The 21,051-nt window shown below is 46.1% G+C and carries 13 protein-coding genes and 1 tRNA gene; 11 read left to right on the top strand and 3 right to left on the bottom strand.

Translation table 11 applies throughout. The annotated features are described in order from the left end of the window. The first annotated feature begins 86 nt into the window (after window positions 1–86). From BGK61_RS10605 to BGK61_RS10585, 5 genes are read left to right on the top strand one after another with little or no spacing between them, the layout of a single operon-like run. Window positions 87–3,224 carry a helicase-related protein gene (locus tag BGK61_RS10605; RefSeq protein ID WP_076026059.1) on the top strand — a complete coding sequence of 1,046 codons (3,138 nt, stop codon included), beginning with the start codon at window positions 87–89 and terminating at the stop codon, window positions 3,222–3,224. Next, entirely contained in the window at window positions 3,221–5,020 is a 1,800-nt protein-coding gene (gene drmB, locus BGK61_RS10600) for a DUF1998 domain-containing protein (RefSeq protein WP_076026058.1), read from the top strand. The genes BGK61_RS10605 and drmB overlap by 4 nt, the downstream gene beginning before the upstream one ends. Continuing rightward, on the top strand, window positions 5,017–6,387 hold the full coding sequence (locus BGK61_RS10595; RefSeq protein ID WP_076012899.1) for an AAA family ATPase: 1,371 nt from the start codon (window positions 5,017–5,019) through the stop codon (window positions 6,385–6,387). The genes drmB and BGK61_RS10595 overlap by 4 nt, the downstream gene beginning before the upstream one ends. A gap of 3 nt (window positions 6,388–6,390) precedes the next feature. Beyond that, complete coding sequence (locus BGK61_RS10590; RefSeq protein WP_076012898.1) at window positions 6,391–7,803, top strand: hypothetical protein; 1,413 nt, start codon at window positions 6,391–6,393, stop codon at window positions 7,801–7,803. Between the two features lie 36 nt (window positions 7,804–7,839). Further along, window positions 7,840–9,954 carry a 3'-5' exonuclease gene (locus BGK61_RS10585; RefSeq protein ID WP_076026057.1) on the top strand — a complete coding sequence of 705 codons (2,115 nt, stop codon included), beginning with the start codon at window positions 7,840–7,842 and terminating at the stop codon, window positions 9,952–9,954. A 4-nt stretch (window positions 9,955–9,958) separates the two neighbouring features. On the opposite strand, the gene BGK61_RS10580 is transcribed toward BGK61_RS10585, so the two are convergent. Next, a complete protein-coding gene (locus BGK61_RS10580; protein ID WP_076011425.1) occupies window positions 9,959–10,426 on the bottom strand; it encodes a very short patch repair endonuclease in 468 nt (155 codons plus the stop codon). Window positions 10,427–10,757: 331 nt separating this feature from the next. Here BGK61_RS10580 and BGK61_RS10575 point away from each other — a divergent pair, with 331 nt between their 5' ends. From BGK61_RS10575 to BGK61_RS10560, 4 genes are all read left to right on the top strand, one after another. Beyond that, a complete protein-coding gene (locus BGK61_RS10575; RefSeq protein WP_076011424.1) occupies window positions 10,758–12,008 on the top strand; it encodes a DNA cytosine methyltransferase in 1,251 nt (416 codons plus the stop codon). A 12-nt stretch (window positions 12,009–12,020) separates the two neighbouring features. Then, on the top strand, window positions 12,021–13,856 hold the full coding sequence (locus BGK61_RS19675) for an McrB family protein (protein ID WP_199820710.1): 1,836 nt from the start codon (window positions 12,021–12,023) through the stop codon (window positions 13,854–13,856). A gap of 15 nt (window positions 13,857–13,871) precedes the next feature. Next, on the top strand, window positions 13,872–16,097 hold the full coding sequence (locus tag BGK61_RS10565) for a DUF2357 domain-containing protein (RefSeq protein WP_076011423.1): 2,226 nt from the start codon (window positions 13,872–13,874) through the stop codon (window positions 16,095–16,097). Between the two features lie 296 nt (window positions 16,098–16,393). Continuing rightward, window positions 16,394–16,642, top strand: a complete 249-nt coding sequence (locus BGK61_RS10560; RefSeq protein WP_012516628.1) for a DUF2960 family protein — start codon at window positions 16,394–16,396, stop codon at window positions 16,640–16,642. Between the two features lie 136 nt (window positions 16,643–16,778). On the opposite strand, the gene BGK61_RS10555 is transcribed toward BGK61_RS10560, so the two are convergent. Beyond that, a complete protein-coding gene (locus BGK61_RS10555; RefSeq protein WP_076011421.1) occupies window positions 16,779–17,408 on the bottom strand; it encodes a hypothetical protein in 630 nt (209 codons plus the stop codon). A gap of 153 nt (window positions 17,409–17,561) precedes the next feature. Further along, window positions 17,562–17,638 (bottom strand) — tRNA-Arg (locus BGK61_RS10550). 264 nt (window positions 17,639–17,902) lie between these two features. On the opposite strand from BGK61_RS10550, the gene BGK61_RS10545 reads away from it, so the two are divergent. Both BGK61_RS10545 and BGK61_RS10540 read left to right on the top strand, forming a co-directional pair. Then, window positions 17,903–18,310: a c-type cytochrome gene (locus tag BGK61_RS10545; protein WP_014996819.1), complete on the top strand. Its 408-nt coding sequence runs from the start codon at window positions 17,903–17,905 to the stop codon at window positions 18,308–18,310. A 105-nt stretch (window positions 18,311–18,415) separates the two neighbouring features. Further along, on the top strand, window positions 18,416–21,016 hold the full coding sequence (locus BGK61_RS10540) for a sensor domain-containing diguanylate cyclase (RefSeq protein WP_014996818.1): 2,601 nt from the start codon (window positions 18,416–18,418) through the stop codon (window positions 21,014–21,016). The last annotated feature ends 35 nt before the right edge of the window (window positions 21,017–21,051 follow it).

Here is a 21,051-nt window from a genome sequence, read left to right as displayed (position 1 = left end):
TGAGTGACATATTAAAAAAACTAGGTTACACGTTAGACTTTAGTATAATAAAATATTAGCAGTATAATTATCAGGGACGAGTGCAAATGGACACAGCGTACTTCAATGCGCAAAGAAACGAGCTTTTATCTTTTATCCGAAAGCAACTTACAGGCCCATATAGTTCAGAGACAGAACTTCTCAAAGATTCGCCACAAAAACGCTATTTATCAGGAATACTCTACCCCGTAGCAGCGACAAAAATTACTGATGACGAGCAGGATTCACAAAGTGATGAGGATGCACTCAAATCAGATTTCAAACCTTCATCAATGGCGCTTTCATTCGCAGTGAAAAAAGGTACTTCGCTCAAAATAGAGCTGAGTGCCGGCAAATATACTGCTGGACAGGCAAGTGAATGGCGCAGAAAACCTCTCAGCTTTTGCCAGACTTATGTTTTGAATGAATACGGTAAAGTCGAAAAAAAAATCTGGGATGATAACGCCGCACTTATTCTTAAAAAACGCAAAAGCGGCGATGATTTTATAGTCACTATTGCACTAACAAACCGTCATACTGGAACAGAAAAGCTGGAAGTGGGATATTGCCTTTTCCAAGCCGGTATTAAAGTATCCGTCGTGGAAGGCGCTGTTCTCAAGTATCCAGATTCTGCCAGATTCAGGAATGACGAAGAGCATGCTGAGCTCTCCCTTATCTACAGAAACCGTGTGACATGGGCTGTGGGGCACGGTGTTTCTGCAAACTGGATTTCTCAGGGCAATGCCTCGCCTGAGACTCTGTTTTCCGAGCACCTGCCAGCCTACGAAATTCAGCCGCTTACTGCAGACTTCAGCGATGAGGATCTTGAGAAATGGGAAATATCCGCAGATGTGCTGAATCTTCACAAACTTGCCTTTCCCGCTTACAGTACTGATGAAGATGTTATTATTTCGCTGGAAACGCTGGCTAACGGCTACAGTTACTGGATTGAGGAACTGGAACACAGGATCCTCCCAGAGCAGCATGACACCGCACGGGCGAATATTTTTTCGCGGCTGAAAAAGGCGTCAGAAAGACTGTTCAGCGGCATTGAGAAACTGGGCCGGAACAAGAATGCAATGTTTGCATTCAGAATGGCCAACCGTGCCATGCTCATGCAGATGATTCATTCAGATGAGAAAATAACCTCAGTATCCAGGGACGCAGACGGGTTATTTATAACTCCCGATTACTGCGCTGCTCAGTTTAAGGATGAATACCGGTGGAGGCCGTTTCAGCTGGCTTATCAGCTGATAGTGCTGGAATCGATGATCTCGGATGAAAACGGGGAACTCCCTGAATCACACGATGAAGCAGACCTGTTGTGGTTCCCCACTGGTGGCGGAAAAACAGAAGCCTATCTTGCCGTGGCGGCCTGGGAAATTATTTCCCGTCGTATACTGCACGGCACCAGAGGTGGTGGTACAGCAGTCATCAAGCGGTATACTCTGAGACTGCTTACATCACAGCAGTTTGAACGTGCCGGCACGCTGATTTGTGCGCTGGAATCACTCAGAAAGGAGGAGCCCGAACTTCTTGGCGAAGAACAGATTACCTTGGGGTTCTGGGCAGGCAGCAACACTTCCCCTAACAAATATAGAGCTGCAGTTCAGCAGTTTGAAACGCTGCGGAATGAGAATGAGCCCGACAACCCGTTTCAGCTCAGAAGCTGTCCGTGGTGCAGCAAGCCTGTGATCCCCCAGTACTTTTCAGACAACAACGAAGATTATGGTATTCGTTCAACGTCGACCTCATTTGAATTTTACTGTCCGGACAGCGGCTGTGACTTTCACGAATCTCTGCCCGTTTCGGTTATCGATGAACAACTTTACAGCCAGCCACCAACGCTGCTGATCGCAACCACGGACAAGTTTGCACAACTCGCCTGGATTGCAGAAGCCCACAATCTGATTGCCCCCGAACACACGTTACCACCGTCGCTGATCATTCAGGACGAGCTGCATCTGATATCCGGGCCACTGGGCACCATTGCGTCGGTGTATGAATCGGGCATCGATACAGCCATCAGCATGGCCGGTAAGCGGCCCAAAGTACTGGCCGCAACAGCAACCATCCGAAATGCCCCCTACCAGGTAAACCGGCTGTTTGGCAGAAAAGTGAACATATTCCCGCCCACCGGCATTGAAGATGATGATTCATTCTTTTCAAAGTCTGATACAACAGGGCCGGGCCGGATGTATCTGGGCGTAATGCCATCGGGGCATACAGGTCAGACATCCATGGTGCAGTCTGCAGCAGCAATTCTGCAGGCCCCCGTTTCACTGGGCATGCAGGACACTGTACTTGACAGTTACTGGACGCTGCCGGTTTATCACAACAGCCGCCGGGAACTGGGGAAAACCATGACCCTGGCGCGGGATGACATTCCTGCAAGGATAAAGGTTATAGCAACAGACGAACAGGATGCGCGTGACATTACACGTGTTGAGGAACTGAGTGCAAACGTAAAAGGGCCCAAAATTCCTGAGCTTCTTAAGAATCTTGCCAAACCGCAGCGTTCGGGTGAAGCCGTCGACATACTGCCCTGCACCAATATGATTTCTGTTGGTGTGGACATCAGCCGACTTAATACGATGATCGTGGTCGGGCAACCCAAATCCTCAGCTGAGTATATTCAGGCATCAAGCCGGGTTGGCCGGAGCAGCAAATATCCTCCCGGTCTTGTGGTCACGCTGTATTCACCAAATAAGCCGCGGGACATTTCTCACTACGAGACTTTCAGAAGCTACCATCAGGCGCTTTACCGGCATGTTGAGGCCACCAGCGTGACACCGTGGACGGAGCCGGCAATGGAACGGGCGCTGCACGCTGCTCTCATCATTGCCATCCGGGCTGCGGCAGGCCTTCGTGATAGCGGAAGCGCAAAGCACTTCCGCAAGGATAACGAGGACATAAAACGGGTAACCGATGCACTTAAAGAAAGGATGCAAAACGCAATGGAAGGCCTTACCGGGAAAGAGCAGAAGGATATCTTTCTGTTTCTGGACAACCTAATTGATGAATGGCACGGCAAAGCCGAATCGGGCGATATTAACCGCTATGAAAGCCGGAAAGCAGGCAAGCAGTTCCAGCCGCTGATGAAGAGCTTTGATGCTAAAAGTGAAGACAAAGGCTGGGCCACACTGAACTCCATGCGCAACGTGGATAGTGAGACATTAATTAAGGTTAAAGGAGAAAAGAGATGAGCGGAAACCGTCGTACCTTCCGGACATCACAATTAATCAGCCCTTTCGGCCCGGGCGCCATTGTGGATATCGGAGAAGAGTCGCTGATCATGAACGGAACGGATCAGTGGCCCTCTAAGCTGGAGCGGATAGAATTGAAAAGGCTCACCGAGGCCACCGGTGTATTTCATCTCAAAAAAGCCCCTCCGGTCGTCAGAGATTCACACGACGGGCTGTGGGCTTCGCGCTTCCCTGCCTGGCTTTTCTGCTCACGCTGCAGAAAGCTGGAATACCGCAAAGCCAGTGATGAAGCAGTTAATGCTGACGGCGTTCCCGTATGTAAGAACGCTGCCTGTAAAGACCGAACCCTGGTACCGATGCGGTTTGTTGCTGCCTGTAACCACGGTCACCTTCAGGATATCCCGTGGGACAAATGGGCGCATAAAAAGTCCGGCGGCACATGTACGGAAGGCAGTGACTCCCGCGCCCAACTTTATTTTGAAAGCAAATCGGGTGAAGGCAGTGGCCTAGATGCCCTTAAAGTAACCTGCAGAAATCCCGACTGTGGCAGTTCACAGTCTCTTGGTTCCATCATGGCACCTGGCAGCGTGCCCGGCTCCTGTCTTGGCAAGCAACCTTATGAATTCAGGGAAACCCTCACTTCCTGCAATGAAACGCTTCGGGTGTTACAGAGAGGCGCCAGCAACCTCTATTACGGCATCATAAAATCTGCGCTGGATATTCCGGTCGGTTCCTGCTCTGAGACAGATCCGCTTATTGAAAAAATAAAGCAGAATAGTGAATACGAGGACTTGCTGGACGCGGAAAGAAGAAAGAAGGCGGGGCGAGCGGAAGCCATAGCCTTAGAGATCGCCGAAACACTAGGCACTGATACGGAATCCGTACTCAAGGCTATCCGCGGGAAAAACACCGAAAAAAGAGAATTTAAAATACCCAGGGATGAAGATATCAGAAAGGCTGAATGGCAGATCCTGACCTCTGAGGACCCCGCTTCTTTCTCGTGGCCTCTGTTTAAGGCACGGGTGCAGCAACAGCCTTCCGGTTCACCATCAGAACTACGAAAATTAATAAAGCGAGTTGTACTGATTGATAAACTAAGGGAAGTACGTGCTTTCTGTGGTTTTGAACGGATAAAGCCGGACGGTAATATTATTGCCGCAACGACTACCAGAGATGAGAGGAAATGGCTGCCTGCCACTGAAGTATTCGGGGAAGGCATTTTCATCGAGTTCAGCAGTACGCAAATCAGCGACTGGGAAGACCGCAACCACGGCCAGCTCACCAGAAGACTGGAAAATATAAAGGCCAAGCATGCATCCCTGAACAGCCTTTATCTGCCGGAGCCGTCAGCTAAATTTATAGCTCTGCATACTTTTGCGCACATTCTTATTCGTCAGCTCACTTTTGAAAGCGGCTACTCTGCCAGCTCTCTGCGCGAACGTATTTATGCGTTTGACGAAGATCAGGCGGGCATCATGATCTACACCGCAGACGGCGACTCTGAGGGCAGTCTGGGAGGCCTGGTTCAGCAGGGCGAATATCATCGTCTTTATGCAGCTATTGAATCAGCTGTTGAAACCGCGCAATGGTGTTCTAATGATCCGGTATGTTCTGAGGCAGAAACTCAGGGCGTGATGGAAATGAACAAAGCGGCCTGCCATTCCTGTTCACTGATTTCGGAGACAGGCTGTGAGTATAACAACCTGCTGCTGGACAGAGCACTGCTCACCGGCAACGATGAGGGACTGGAAGGACTGCTCAGCCTGGTCGCCGCAACTCAGGAGGACGTTAAATGAGAATGCCGAACGCCCGCGATATAAGCGATGAACAGCAGGACATTTTCGAAGACGCTCCGCTGGATGGTCGCGTACTGGTTACCGGCCCGCCGGGTACAGGAAAAACCGTTATCGCATTCCTGAGAGCCATGTTGCTCGCAAAGAAAAACAAAAAAGTTGACGTTATTATGTACAACCGGGTGCTGAAGAGATTTGCTCAGAATGTCGGTGCTGACTCGCGGAATGTGAGCTGCAGGACATTTCATTCCTGGTTCTATAACTGGTGGAGAAATCTGCAGATTGAAAACCAGGATGAAGAAAGCGCGGAGCTCATCTATCTGACCACCCCGTATGACAGACGTATTGAAGTAAGAGAAAAGGGGGCAAGATGGGATAAAAATGCGCGTTCATGGACTGCAACTCAGGCAGTAATAAACAGGGCGCCCGAAGTCTTTGCACCGTGGTTACCTGATCCAAGGGACGGAACCCCGACAACCAGAGTAAATAAGGCTACGTATGATGCGCCGGAAATACGAAAGTTTAAGCCTGACTGGGACAGGCTCATCGACCTGTACACCGATGCAGAGCCGGAAAAACAAAAAGGCTGGGGACACCTGATCATTGATGAGGGGCAGGACTTCTGCAATGACACCTACAAATTTCTTAAATACGCGTCACGTGTTTCTGAAAGTGACTCAGCCATTACAGTACTTGCTGATGATAACCAGCGGCTGGGCGAAGAGAATTCAACCACAACGCAGATTGCTGATTTGCTGAATATCGGCGAAGACAGAAAGTTTACATTAAGCCGGAATTTCAGGAATACCCGGCCAATCGCTCTGCTGGCACGCAAGTTCTATACTGGCTTACCATCCGGAACACCGGATTTACCCGATAAAAAAGGGAACAAACCGAGACTGGTCTGCGATGCAAACGTGCAGCAGCAGGTTGAATACATCGCCCGCTATCTCAGGCTCCGGGGAAATCATGAAGTCGGCGTTGTGCTACCAGACAATAAACTCAGAGAGCAGTTCTTCAGTTTACTGACCGGAATGCTAACAAATTATACCGTCCAGACTTATGACAGTAATGACCGCAGTACAAGTGACAGTCTCATATTTGACAGGCAGGGGGTTGTAACCGTTCTTAACCGGCAGAGCTGCAAAGGTCTTGAATTTGATGTTGTATTTCTCCCCTGCTTACAGGATTATGAGGCAGAAGATACAGATTCAGACACCTTTAAAATGAACATGTATGTAATGTGTTCGCGGGCAAGAAATGAACTGATCATGATGTCAGAGACCCCTGCAAAGTCTGATGCAGGCGCGATGAAATATCTGCCGGTAAATGAGCCGGAGTTGCTCGAATTAATATCCAGCCGGGAATAGTTAATGCAAACACCCACATTTATCATTATGCCCAGCAAGGCCTTTAAAAGGGTATCGCTGGTTTACGATTTGCTAACGCCAGACCTGCTAGTCAGTGTAAACGGGCAGACCTGTTTTTCGGAACAGCAGCTAAAAAACGTCAGGCTTACCGGGTCGCTGCTGGTTATACAGTTATCAGCACCAGCGGTGGAAAACGCCGCCCTGTCCATTTCGCTGGCAGAGAAGATTTTTGCGACCAGTGAAGCTGTCATAAACAAGCTCACAGCCACGTCTCTGTCTAATTATGACTTTGGCGAGTTTACCTTCGGGGTATTGGCTGAAGAATGGCTACAAGGCGAAACTGAAACTGATGAACCAGCGGACTCGAAGCCTGGTGAAATCCTCCGTCAGACAGATGCAGTACGAGGTTTTCTGTTTCACGCTGCGTTAAAAGGTTCTGCGGAAAAATTTTCATCACAACTGACCGGCTCCTCCATTAACCCTCTGGAAGCACTCGCTGATGTATATTTCAGCCGGTATGGCAATACAGACTTACTCTGCGACCTGATTAGCCTTTGTATAAAGTATGATAAGGAGGCCGGCTGGAATGCGGCAGATATTATCACTGAGCTTTCGCAGCTTCACCCGGAGTCTGGTAACTATATAGCATCGGCCTTTGCATCACTCGAGTCGGGCGCAACAGACATCCCGGATTTCAGCGACGGCGAATACCTGGTTGAAAAAGCATTTTTACTGCTGCTTCTGAATCCTGACGAGAATGCCCTTCGCGCAATAAAGCAGGATACAACGCTGGAAACCGGCACACTGGTTACAGAGCTTGCTCAGAAACTGGCGATTTTTCGCTATGGCTACAGTCGTCTGGACCATCAGGATCGTCTGCGCCCCGGACCGGATGCGGTCAACAGCCTCAGAAATATCGCTGCTGAAATCTACAATCGCCTCTCAGGTTTTGTGCCTGCTTCCTTGCCTCAGCATGTTGAGGAAAAACCTGAGAGAAACGATCAGCAAATGTCTCTCGGTATAACCGGTGAGCCGTTGATCCAGTTTTTCACTGCAGAAACCAGCGACGAACGCAAATACTACAAAGTACGCGATCTGAATCTCAAGAAAGGTTTCAGCGGAGAATTAGTTCTCGGCAAAACCAACAGTGCATACCTCGTTCTGATTAACGATATAGCGAGTGAAGGCAGTAAAAAATTCTCTCCTTCATTAGCGAAAGCGGCAATCAGTAACCAGCACTGTTTACCTGGCGGCAGCCGGTTTGAGGTTATTGATAATTCGTTTGTCCTTAAATTCACATATTCTGCTGACGCAAAGCCAAGTGAGATTCTCGGTATTCTGAGCGCAGACATATTCCCGGTAACCAATGCACTGAACCTTCACCTTAAAAAGTGCAAATATTATATGGAAGTATAAGCAGTGAAATGTAGTCTGGCTGTTTCAAAAGACTGTATGAGGGCAATCGATCGGCTTTCGGGCAGAGCACAGGCTGGTTTTGTTAAATTTGTTCTTAAGTTTACGGATAACCCGGACTCTCCGGGAATTAACTACGAAAAAATTAATGATGCCGCACATCCGGGCTACAGATCCGTCAGAATCGATCAGAATCATCGCGGCATTGTGCTGAAACCAGAAAAAGGAAATAATTTTCTTCTTGTGCATGTTAATAACCATGACAGCGCTTATGCCTGGGCACGACGCAAAAAATGTCTGGTAAATGCCTACACCGGTATGATTCAAATCTATGAGTCTTTCAGTCACACTGATTCTGATGACAGTGCTTATCATGTGAATCAGGGTACTTACGGCTCTGAAAGCCAAGCGGACGAAACAGTTACTGCTGCTGAAGTACCTTATACCTTGGGACTTGAAACTGAACAGCTCCTCAGGATCGGTACACCGGATGACTATACCGGTGTTCTACTTTCAGCCGGAACGCGTGGAGAAATTACCGCTCTGTTTGACAAACTCCCTCAGGAAGTTGCAGAAGCTCTGGAGCTGTATATGGAAGGTGAGCCTTGGCAGAGTATTGAGGATATCTATTCTGAACAGGACGAGCCGGTTTACGATACAGGTGATATCGATGCTGCACTGACCAGAGGGCGCTCGCTTTCCGGATTCCGTGTGATTGATGGCGAAGACGAGCTCAGAGACATGCTCGATAAGCCTCTGGAGCTGTGGCGCACCTTCCTGCATCCTGCACAGAGAAAGCTGGTTACACGGAACTGGAACGGACCAGTAAGAATTCTTGGTGGTGCGGGAACCGGGAAAACGGTTGTCGCGATGCACCGAGCGCGCTGGCTGGCCGCGAATACGTTACAGCCGGGTGAAAAAATCCTGTTTTCAACCTTCAACGCCAATCTCGCGGCTGATATTTCCACTGCTCTTAAATCGCTTTGCAGTGCTGACGAGTTCAGCAGAATTGAGGTTATCCATATCGATAAGTGGATAGCCAACTTCCTCAGGTCCGGTAGATATCCGTTCAGCCCGCTTTACCCCGGTAATTCAAATTCAGAGTTTTTCTGGAATAAGGCGATTAAAAGTACCGGAATAAAACCAGCACCATCAATACAGTTTCTCGAAACAGAATTTCTGAAAGTTGTTGTGAATAATCAGATCACAACCCGTGAAGCTTATCTGAGCGTTTCACGGTACGGCCGTGGTAAGCGACTGACGCGGAAAGAGCGTTTAAACTGCTGGGAGATATTTGAAGCTTTCAGAAAGCACTCTGAGTTCAAAAGATACAGGTACTACCCTGAGTCTGTTTTTGACATTGAGGAAATGCTGCAAAAAGCAGAATCGCTGCTGTACCGGTCTGTCATTGTCGATGAAATACAGGATTTCAGCCTGCCTCATCTCAGACTCATAAATGCGCTGGTACCCGATGCAGATAACAATATCCTTATGGTTGGTGACGCCCACCAGCGGATTTACGGAGACCGGATTGTTATTGGTCATTCCGGCATCGATATTAAGGGCCGGGGAAGAAAACTTAAAATTAATTACAGAACGACTCACGAAACTAAACTCTTCGCACAAGAGCTGCTGCAGGGACTAGAGATTGACGACCTGGACGGACAGCTTGATTCCGGCAGTGATTACTATTCACTGACACACGGTAATGATCCTGTACTGAAACAGTTTACTACAGAGGCAGAGGAGCAGGACTGGATTGCAGAAACACTTGGTGAGCTGTGTTCATCAGGTGAACGGGATTCGGATATTTGTATTGTAGCCAGAACAACGGCAGTAAGAGACAAACTGGCCACAGCCCTGAAAGCCCGTGGTATTACGACAGTCGTCCTGAAAAAAGGGCAGGATGACCGTTCCGTGGAGGGAGTTCGCCTGTCTACCATGCACAGGGTTAAGGGACTGGAATTCAGATTTCTGTTCATTGCTTCAGCCAATGCCAATATTATTCCGGCAGCTGACTACAGTTTTGAATTTTCAGAAAAAGAGCGGCTTGTCAGAGAACGTGCGCTTCTTCACGTGGCCGCCACGCGGGCGATAGTAAGACTACTTATCAGCGGTTACGGTGAATTGTCAGCGCTTATTACTCAACAATAAATTTTCATTCAGAAAAAGCTGGAGCAGGTATTTCTGCATAACTGCTCCGTGCTTCTCGGATCCATTTCCGGAGAAAGCTATTCACTTCATCAGACGGAATGCGTTTCCTCCCTTGCAAGCCACATTCCCATACAACCATTACCCGCCAGCCTAACTCTCGCAGGTTATCCTGCACAGCTTCATCTCTCAGCCTGTTTGCTGTCAGCTTCCTGTTCCACCACTCCCTGCGGGTAGCAGGTAACCTGAATACATCACAGTCATGCTTGTGCCAGAAGCATCCGTTCACAAATATGACGGCTTTGTAGCGGGGCAGAACAATATCCGGTTTACCCGGCAATTTTTTACAGTGTAGCCGGAACCGGAATGCCATAGCATGTAGTGACCGGCGAACAGTGAGTTCGGGTGTGGTATTAGAACCGCGGATCGCACTCATGTTTTTTGACCGGATTGCTTTGGAATGTATATCAGTCACTCTGGGCACTCCCTGACTATTTGTGTGCTCAAGCCAGAATCGGGCGAGAGGCTTTTAAATACATACTTTCCTGCAGAGACATGGATCAGCCATCGAACATGCCTCCTGACTGCAACAGTTCAGGGAATATTTAAGTTTGCTTTAATTGAAATAATTGCTAACCTGCTCGATTATATGTATATCCGTACAGCTCATGCAGACTGGTATTCCTTTACTTCCCTATATAAAATCTGCGAGAGGCTTTTCCGGACTTTATCTGTATTCATAGCACGCTGAATTACGGAAACAACTTTACACCATTACAGACTCTTACAGCTTTAGTAGTAATAATATGACGAATAAAAACGACGCGCTTAATCAGGCAGAAGATCTGCTTACCCCCCTGGCAACTCCGCATTTTCCGCAGGAAAGCCATGTCGAAGCAGTCGTTGACCAGTGGTTACATGCAATTGCCACTGACAGCCAGCTATATTGCAATCCGGATATCTCCAGCCCAGAAGCACTGAAAACTTCTGTGATATCTCTTCTCAAAGAACAGCGGCTATATGAATCCCGTGAACAGTTTTATGATGTGGTATTCAGCCAGTTGTCGCTCAAACCAGCCCTGAATCCGGAGTTCAGGTTTATTGACTTGTTTGCCGGGATTGGGGGAGTGAGACTAGGCTTTCAGCAACACGGCGGAGCCTGCGTTTTTTCCTCCGAGTTTGATAAACATGCTCAGCAAACTTATAAGGCCAATCACGGCGAGGTTCCGTTTGGCGACATAACACACGTTCCTGCAAATGAAATCCCTGACCATGACGTACTTCTGGCAGGCTTCCCTTGCCAACCTTTTTCTCATGCAGGCCTGAAACTAGGCATCGAAGACACGCGCGGTACTCTGTTTCACAATATAGCAAACATTCTGGATACTAAAAGGCCAAGATTTGCGTTACTAGAAAATGTGAAAGGCTTAATTAGTCATGACAAAGGCCACACACTAAAGGTTATCCTTAATACCCTGACAAATATAGGGTATAGCTGCAACATCCCTAAAGATGTTATTGAACACGGTAGTACGAAAGAAATACAGAAACTTGCTAAAGAAATGGTTTTAAAGTCTATAGATTATGGAATACCTCAAAACAGACAGCGAATTTATATTGTACTATGGCGTGATGGCGAGATTGAAAATTTTACTTACCCCGATCCATTTGAGCAAACAATGAAAGTCGGCGATATTCTTGAACAAGAGCCGGAGCCAAAGCTCACAATTTCTGACCGACTATGGGCAGGTCATCAAAGGCGTAAAGTTCAGAATAAGCTAAATGGTAAAGGTTTCGGATATGGTCTTGTTACGGCAGAGTCACCGTATACTAATACTATATCTGCCAGATATTACAAAGACGGAAGTGAAGTTCTTATCGAGCAGCTGGGCAAAAATCCAAGAAAACTGAGTCCCAGAGAAGCTGCGCGATTACAGGGATTTCCAGATGAGTTTAAATTAAACCCATCCACGGTTCAGTCATATAAGCAATTTGGAAACAGTGTTACAGTGAATGTTATCAATGCAATAGCGAAGCAAATCACCAAAGTACTGTAGTAAAGGATTACAATGTTAAAACGTTTATCGGATTTCAGCACAACTAAACCATTTTTGAAAAAGAAAGATCTGTCTGACCATAAGTTATCTCCCAAGTTGATCTCTATTTTGACGCCCAGTTTCAGAGCTATCGGATATGATTTTGACAGATATACTTCATACGCTATTACGGATAAGGAAACAGTGGGCAAATCTGCTAATTATGCGTTGATTCCGAATCAGTATTTTATATATGCCGTAGAAATGTATGAGCTGGCCATCGAGATTTTTAAATATTTTGAAATTTACGATAAGTTGCGCTCAACTCCAAAATTAATCCTAGGCAATTACCCCCATGTTTTACAGAACCTAAACTCCAGCACCAATGCTTCTCGGCATTTCCAATCTAATGAAGATAAAGAGCTTTTCGCTAGATTCATTGATAAGGATGACAATACCTACAGATTAGGGGCGAAAAAATTTATCAGTGATCAAGGTAAGCCAAGAGGCTCCACTGATTGCTTCGGCTCAATGATACTTAAAGAGATAAATTTACCAGATGCATCCTCCAGTATCTTCGGAAGACTTGTGTATGACCTATGCAAGCATCCCCAAGTTTATCAAAGTTTACGAGATGCCTATCTTGTCGAAAAATCAGTCAAACATGAACAGCCTGATGAAGATATTAGTTTCACCCACCTCCCTAAACCCTTCGTTCTGCTAGCAGGCATATCCGGCACTGGTAAAACCCGGTTTGTCCGCGAACAAGCAAAGCATGGAGCTTACAAATTGGTTTCCGTCAGGCCTGACTGGCATGAGCCAAGTGATCTTCTTGGATACGAAACTCGCCTTACCAAAACTGGCGATTCCGAATATTCTTCAACAGAAGTGCTTAAGTTTATAGCTTCTGCTTGGAAAGAACTCGTTGATAACGGCTTTGAATTGGAAACTTACGAACAGGATGGAATTAAATCGTTTTATGTTTCCGGCGAACAGGATGCTCTGACCCGAGTTCGTGCCCACTGGTTGTGCTTAGACGAGATGAATCTTGCGCCAGTAGAACAGTACTTCTCAGATTACCTTTCGGTTTTAGAAACTCGAAAATGGCATAAAGAGAATGGTTTGTTTAGTTATTCCTGCGATGCCCTACTCGACAACGGAAAGTTGAGCGTGGGTGGCGAAAAACTAAAAAAAGAGCTGGGTATGGATGCGGCTGAATATACTGCGCTGTGGGAATTGTTTCTGGAAGCAGGGTTGCCTATTCCTTTCAATTTAATTGTGGCTGGAACTGTTAATATGGATGAGACAACTCACGGATTTTCCCGCAAGGTTATCGATCGTGCAATCAGCTTTGATTTTAATGAGTTCTTTCCAAATGATTTTGATGCTTTTTTTGATGATGAAGAGGCTAAAAGGAAATATCCAGTGAAGCTTAGTTTTCCGTTGTCTTCACATTCAAATGCTGCGACAGCCGCTGCAAAAGAAAGCCGCTCTTTTCTTAAAGCCGTTAATGAAAAACTGAAAGGAACGCCTTTTGAACTTGCATTCCGCGCCCTGAATGAATTGTTACTTACAGTGGAGTCATTTGACGGGGACGTGGCTGACAAAGCCAAACTGCAAGCTGTCTGGGACGACTTCCTAATGATGAAACTACTCCCAAGAGTTGAAGGTGATGCAGACAAAGCAAGGGATATACTGGATTCTCTGGAAGACGTGTTAAGCACCTTACTCTGCGATATATGGAGTGGGGATAATGTTCGTCCTGATCTATGGCGAGAATCGAAAGAGTACATTGCATGCCGCTCTAAAAGAAAGATTGAGTTGATGAAGCAAAAGCTAACAAGCGGATTTACCAGCTTCTGGCCATAGAGGGAGAATACAGACGTGCCAGATATTATCACGGTTGATAGGCAGGATTTCACGCTGATCGTATGGACAAGGGATGTCAGCGCAAAACAAAAAAAATTAAAAGCCGCACTAACTAAAAGATCTCAGCCTGCAGATCTGCCTGCTCAGGATTTCTCTTTGCAGCAGGAAGCAGATGACGAGCAGTTTGAAAAACCGCTCTTTTTTGAAAATACTGAATATGAATTTGAATTTATATTCAAAGACCATCTGTCCGTTGAAACTATAAAGCCTGAAATAGCGCATCACTACACGGTATTCGCAGATGCTTTTCACGTTAAGAATCGCACAAATAGCCTTTCTGGTACCATAAATTTTCGCAACCATATAGGCAAAGCCACTCTTCCCTTGCGTTACCAGTCAACTGACGGGCAGCAGGACGTCTCCGTATCGTTTACGGTCTGGCCGACTAAAATGGACCTACGAAGCGACTTCGAAGCAATTTTCAGGGATTTTTTACCTGACTACGATGAATGGCGTTATACTTTAGTTGCACCTACGGAACACAGCTTTGAACGCCAACGCTCCAGACAAAAGGACTTTCCGTTACTATGGCTGGCTCATTTCAAAAGTCTATGGAACGAATTGCGGCAGCAAACTCAGCTCATCATTAATGCTCCGCATAACAGATTACTTTCATACGAGAAAAAGCTCCGCGCAGAAAAAATCAAAGGGAAGATTCCATCACGCTTGGAGCAAAAGATTTCCAGCGATTTTGCTGCTGGGGAGTACACCAAAAGATATACTGTAAACAAGAAAAAGTTGAGTGTTGATACACCTGAAAACCGCTTTATAAAATATGCGCTCACCACAATGATCAACCTCTTGGTTCAGTTGGAGAAAACGACCCGCAAAGCGGAAGCAGCCCGTGATAGTGAAGATTACGGATTATCAGCTCACTTTTTCTCCGATCTTCAAACTTGGAGAGATACGTTAACCAAACTACACCGAGCTCCGTTATTCAAAGAACTTAGTACGTTCAGTGGTATGAAAAAAGAGTCGCTGGTGCTGCAGCAACGAATTGGATATTCGGGGTTCTACCGTACGTGGCAAGAGCTTAAGATGTATCTGGATTTATTCGGGAAGGGCGCCTTTCTTTCAGTAAAAAGCATGGACGAGCTTTATGAGGTCTGGTGTTTTCTCAAAATTAAAAAGCTACTGCAAGAGTGTGGTTTCGAGGTTACATCTCATGAAAGCGCAACAGTACGACAGGAAGGGCTGGAATGGCAAACAAAGGATGGATTTGGCGGCGCGTTCAAGCTGGTAAAAAGAGGGATTACGGTCCGCCTTTCTCACGAAGTAACCTACGGTAAAACGAAAGGTGAGGTTAGAACGCTTACTGTTAACCAGAGGCCAGATATTGTCCTAGAAGCAAAATTTGATTCAGGTGAAACGCTTATCTGGCTGTTTGATGCCAAGTACCGCCTCGAGAGCAAATCTGACGATACCGACCGCGTTCCTGATGATGCAATAAACCAAATGCACAGGTACCGCGACTCGCTGGTATATAAGTCTAAAAATGGATACAGCAGACCCGTCTTTGGCGCATTCGCTTTGTATCCGGGATACTTTGAACAGTCAGACCCAGATGTCAAAAATGTATACCAGACTGCCATAGATGAAATAGGAATCGGAGCTTTCGCACTACTTCCGACGACTGAGGATTCAGGTCATTACTGGCTTAAAAAGTTTCTCAAGACAAAATTCGGTGATAGCTCACGTTTCTCTTATGCAACTGACTATGATTCAGTTGATCGTTTTTACGTTGAGGAACCCCCACGAATCCCAACTTATGGAATGACTCAATTTAGAAATGTCAGCCGAACTTTACTTGTTACCGGAGCTGAGGATTTTAGGACGCATGGATACTACGAACGATTCCATGACGGAACTGCAAATTTCTTTCATATGCGTTGTGAAGCTACCCAGCGTGAGCACATTGAAGAACAAATCATTAGATCACTGAAATATTTAGTAATAGTAAGTCGATCTTGCAATGACAAGCGACCCCGTATTGCGACAAGGCGATGGCGGGTCAAAGCAGTATCGAAGGCGATGCGAAAGGATCTGACCGTCGAGCAGACAGGAAAATCGAACTTTCTTCGCTCAAGTGAGAGCTACTGGCTGTTCAGTATTGAAGACGACGGTGAACTTAGCTCCCCTATAAGTAAACCCGACGGTCATCATTTATTAGAATTTTTATAATGCAAATTAACTGCTGAATATTTGATACCAACCCATTAAAAACCTCAATTGCCCTATCAAAGCTTTTAATGTTGTCGAAATAAAGCTGGCTTAGTCGGCTGTTCTTTATCTTGCAGGTGGCGCAGGCAAAGGCTAGTGTTTCTCTATAGCCATTGAACTCTCCTTCGAATTCTTTAAACACCTCACGCTGCGGTTTTGCCAACCGCTTTTTTAATACGGGTAATTATTAGCGCTAATTGAGTTTATAATAGCGGTTAAACATTTTTTTGAATTACATCGACCAACTTGAGTAGAATATGGCCCATAAAGTACGTTATAAGTTTAAAGGTGTGGCAAAGGAGATAAATTTTTCTTACAGCCGCCATCAAAATATGCATGAAGCTGTAGCCGATGCTGAGGGAATAGACCTTTCCCAGTTCCTGCAAACTGAACAGCAACTTGCCGCTATCAGTAAAGACAAAAAAACTGTAAGAAACTTCAGAGATACCGAATTTGTAAAAATGGGTTTTTCTGAATTGTACTTCTTAAAAAACGGGCAAGAATGATGGTTGCGCCCTTGCAACACATACTAGACCTTTGAACTACTTTGCTTTTGGAGATTAACGGTCAAACCTTAAAAAATGGTAGACCCGACAGGGTTCGAACCTCTGACTCCGGAGCGCAAAACCACCAATTAGCGCATTATGGGTTACCCTCAACCAACCCATGAAAAGCCTCAATCGCCCTATCAAAGCTTTCGTCATTGTCGAAATAAAGCTGGCTTAGCCGGCTTTTCTTTATTTGGTAAGTGGCGCTGGCAAAGGCTAGCGCTTCTCTGAAGCTGCTAAATTCTTCATTGAATACAGTGAATACCTCGCGCTGAGGTTTTGCCACCCGCGTAATACTCCCATTCACTTCATAGTCGAACCCTGCAAATTGAAGGCGTGAAAAGGTTTCTTTCCCCAAACGCATGCCGCCTTCTAGGCTTATTTGAAATGCCGCGTCCATTTCTTCAATTTCTTCCACGCTCCAATGGTTGAACACCCTAATGGCTTTTTTGTACTTTTCGGCTAACAGCTTTTTTAAAACAGTAACTCTAGGTTCTAACGTGGCGTTGTTTTCATTCTTTAACAGGTCAAAGCATTCATTACATGAAGGCACAGAAATAAAGTCGGCCTGTAGGTTTCCATCTTGCCAGTCGTGAATGAATTTTAAAGGTGGGATAAAGTCTTGGCGCGCCGCTTCGCAGCCGCAGTAAATACAGCGATTAAAGTCAGCCGAATGCACCGCATTTAGTGGTTCGTAATATTTTTGGTAATTCTTAACTGACATACTTTTAATTTGTTAACCTTTGAATGCTATCGATTGGCTAAAGCGGCGTATAACCACAAAGATACCTGAACAGCTTTAGTCTGTAACGTATAACGGGCTTATAGCTGTGTAGCGGAATAGAAGGTAGCAGTTAATTTTTTAGAAGATAAGAAATGGCCCGCCCTAGAGGATTCGAACCTCTGACCTCGGCCTCCGGAGGGCCGCGCTCTATCCAGCTGAGCTAAGGGCGGATCGTGCTACGGTTGTAATAACCATGTGACGTTTGCAAAGAAAAATACGCGGTTAAATGCACGCTGCAAACGGGGCGTAATAATACTTACGCCGTGGGTTAGCTTCAACTCATTTATTAAAATCTCTTTAGGTGGCTTGGCACAAGTGTTAAAAATCCTTACTTTTTATGGGTAATTGGCCTCAAATAGTTGTTCAGCCCCAATTAACCGTTATAATCTGGCCAGTTATATTTTAAACAAATTCATCATTGCCTGGAGACAGATGTGAAATTAAAGACTTGGTTAACTGTTGCTGCTACTGCGCTAACCGTTTTTGCAGCACAAGCACAAGAAATGAGTAACGATGAAATTGCCGAGCGTATTAAGCCGGTAGGTCAGGTTCACGTAGCGGGTGCAGCGGCGGCAGGTAATGCTGGAGCAGCAGGTGGTGCGAAGTCAGGTGAAGACGTTTACAACTCTGCTTGTGTTGCGTGTCACTCAGCAGGCGTTTTAGGTGCACCTAAAGTTCACGTTGCAGCGGACTGGCAACCACGTCTAGACGAGCGCGGCCTTGACGGCGTATGGCAAAATGCACTGAATGGTATTAACGCTATGCCTCCTCGTGGTACATGCGGTAACTGTTCTGATGACGAAATTAAAGCTGCAATCGAGTACATGATTGAAGGTATCTAATACCCGCTAAATCATAACAACTTGATGGAAAAAGTAGCGTTTTACCCTCTAATCGGGTAATTTAACTCTTTGGGAAAACGTTACTTTTTTATACTGGCGAGCGGAATGTCACAAGATTCGACGCAACACGAGTTGACGGAAGAAGAACTGCGCGAACTTATACCGCAGCTCCAGCAACTCACTGATAAGTACAAGCGTGCTGAACGTGTTCAGAAGGCGCTTTTTGATATTTCTGAGCTTGCCAGTTCTGTAAGTCACCTTAACCGTCTTTACTCCGCTATTCATGAAATCATTGCCGATTTTATGAACGCCGATAACTTCTTTGTTGCCTTCTACGAACCCGACAGTAACGTTGTCGATTTCGCTTATTTCATTGACGAATTCGACGAACAAACCGTTCGCCAATTGCCCGCTGAATCGTTAATGGATGGCATGACCGGTTATATTCTTAAAACCGGCGATTATCTATTTTATAAACGTGACGATGAGGAAACTTTTGCCTCTCAGCACGATATAAAACTGGTTGGCTCGCAGCCTTTTGAGCTGCTGGGCGTTCCCCTCAAGCGAGGAAGCCAGGTTATAGGCGCAATGGTAGTGCAAACCTATGATGAAGGTGTGCATTACACGCAGGAAGATTTAGAAGTACTGCTGTTCGTTTCTCAACACATCGTTACCACGGTGGATAGAGTAAAAAACCGAGAACTCACCGAACGCACCATTCGCGAACGCACACGCCAACTTCGTAAAATTAACGACGATCTTCAAGAAGAAATATTAGAGCGCCAGAAGGTAGAGTCGCTACAGCAGGCTTTATTCGAGATTTCTGAGCTAGCCGCCAACCTTGAAGGTGACATGGATGTGTTTTATTCCAGCCTGCACGAGATTCTGGCCAGGCTAATTAGCGCACCTAACTGTTACATTGCCATTCTTGATAAAGAAAACGATCTGCTTGCATTCCCGTATTTCAGTGACGCACAAGATAAAGACATAAGTTCAAGGCCTTTAGGGTTAGGACTTACTGAATTCGTACTGAGAACAGGGCAAGCTGAGCTGGTTAACCCGCCCAGAGTATTGGAACTAGCAGAATCTGGCGATTTAGATGTGTCGGTTGCGCAAACCATGCTAAACAGTGCGAACTCGTGGTTGGGTTCGCCGCTTGTTGTTGATGGGGAAATTGCAGGTGTTATTGCCGTACAAACTTACGGTAAACACGCTAAATACAATTCTCGCGACCAAGAGCTTTTACGCTTTGTATCGCACCATATTGCGGTAGCCATTGAGCGAAAACGCAATACCGAGTCGATGCAGCGCTATAACATTGAGCTTGAAGAACGCGTGAAAGAACGCACTGCCGAGCTAAACCGCGCTAATAAGTTCTTAAAACAACAAATTGAAGAGCGTAAAGAGATTGAGCTTAAGCTTATTCACGATGCGCATCACGACTCACTAACCGATTTACCCAACCGCGCCATGTTCACCAGCCGCTTAGAGCTAGCTATAGCCAGTAAGCAGCGTTACAGCGAAAACATGTTTGCGGTACTGTTTATCGATTTAGACCGCTTTAAAGTCATTAACGATACCTTAGGCCATCACGCCGGCGATGAGTTCTTAATTGAAGTAGCCAGACGTATTGCGCTGTGTATTCGTGGCCACGATCTGCTAGCGCGATTAGGCGGCGATGAATTTGTTGTGCTGCTTGATAACTTTGAAGACGAAGCAGATGTAGAAGAAGTAGCTAGCCGTATTATCGCGTCTATATCTGAGCCCTTCTTGCTTGATGGCCGTGAGATGTATTCTGGGGCAAGTATTGGTATTGCGCATTTGGAAACCTATTACCGCGCCGCCGATGAAGTGCTTCGCGATGCTGACGCTGCAATGTACCAAGCGAAAACGCTAGGTCGCGGACGCTTTGTTATGTTCGACAAAAGCATGCGCGATAGGCTTATTGAAGAACTTGAGCTTGAGAATGAGTTCAGGCGAGCACTGCGCGAAGAAGAGTTCGATTACTTCTTACAGCCGGTTATAAGGCTTAATGACGACAGCACGTTGTATAAAGAGATGTACATTCGCTGGTCGCACCCTGCCTACGGCAAGATTGCTAGAGAGCAATTTAGACAGGTGGCTGAGCATAGCGGCCTGACGCTAGATTTAGATCTGTTCCAGCTAACCAAGGCTTGTGAGCTGTTAAACCACTATAAAAACACCGACGACCCTATAAATAAAATAGCGGTTAACGTTTCGATTAATCATTTGCTACAAGCTTCTATGGTAAACCAGATGATTAATGTAATTGAAACATCTGGCATAACGCCCAGTCAGTTGGTATTTGAGTTTGATGAAAACGACTTAAATCGCCGTTCTCAGTTCATTCTTCCTGCTATTAAGAAGTTGAAACGTGCTGGAGTGACCTTGGTGCTGGATAACTTTGGAAGCGGATTGGCTTCACTCAGTTACTTGTTTGCCTACCCCTTCGACTTCATCAAAATTGATCACCGCTTTGTTAAGTCACTGCCTCGCTCTCAACGAAACTTAAAGCTTATTCAGTCTGTCATGCTTATTTCTGAACATTTGAAGTTTCAGGTTATTGCTGAAGGCGTAGACTCTCAGGCACAGTTAGATGCGCTTAACGAAATTGAATGCATTTATGGCCAGGGCAAAGTGCTGAAGCACGCAAAAGTGCTGGATATGACATCGCTAGCAAGCTAGTAGTTAGCACTCACTTGCTTGCAAAGCCCCACTCT

It is taken from the genome of Alteromonas abrolhosensis, assembly GCF_001953635.1.
Lineage (GTDB): Bacteria > Pseudomonadota > Gammaproteobacteria > Enterobacterales > Alteromonadaceae > Alteromonas > Alteromonas abrolhosensis.
The sequence above is the reverse complement of the archived record's forward strand: the minus strand, read 5'-3'. Positions and strand labels throughout refer to the sequence as shown.

What these genes read in the sequence shown, in the direction of transcription:
- BGK61_RS10605 (WP_076026059.1), top strand. Translation starts at nt 87, where the DNA reads ATGGACACAGCGTACTTCAATGCGCAAAGAAACGAGCTTTTATCTTTT.
- drmB (WP_076026058.1), top strand. Translation starts at nt 3,221, where the DNA reads ATGAGCGGAAACCGTCGTACCTTCCGGACATCACAATTAATCAGCCCT.
- BGK61_RS10555 (WP_076011421.1), bottom strand. Translation starts at nt 17,408, where the DNA reads ATGTCAGTTAAGAATTACCAAAAATATTACGAACCACTAAATGCGGTG.
- BGK61_RS10540 (WP_014996818.1), top strand. Translation starts at nt 18,416, where the DNA reads ATGTCACAAGATTCGACGCAACACGAGTTGACGGAAGAAGAACTGCGC.
- BGK61_RS10595 (WP_076012899.1), top strand. Translation starts at nt 5,017, where the DNA reads ATGAGAATGCCGAACGCCCGCGATATAAGCGATGAACAGCAGGACATT.
- BGK61_RS10560 (WP_012516628.1), top strand. Translation starts at nt 16,394, where the DNA reads ATGGCCCATAAAGTACGTTATAAGTTTAAAGGTGTGGCAAAGGAGATA.
- BGK61_RS10585 (WP_076026057.1), top strand. Translation starts at nt 7,840, where the DNA reads ATGAGGGCAATCGATCGGCTTTCGGGCAGAGCACAGGCTGGTTTTGTT.
- BGK61_RS10575 (WP_076011424.1), top strand. Translation starts at nt 10,758, where the DNA reads ATGACGAATAAAAACGACGCGCTTAATCAGGCAGAAGATCTGCTTACC.
- BGK61_RS19675 (WP_199820710.1), top strand. Translation starts at nt 12,021, where the DNA reads ATGTTAAAACGTTTATCGGATTTCAGCACAACTAAACCATTTTTGAAA.
- BGK61_RS10590 (WP_076012898.1), top strand. Translation starts at nt 6,391, where the DNA reads ATGCAAACACCCACATTTATCATTATGCCCAGCAAGGCCTTTAAAAGG.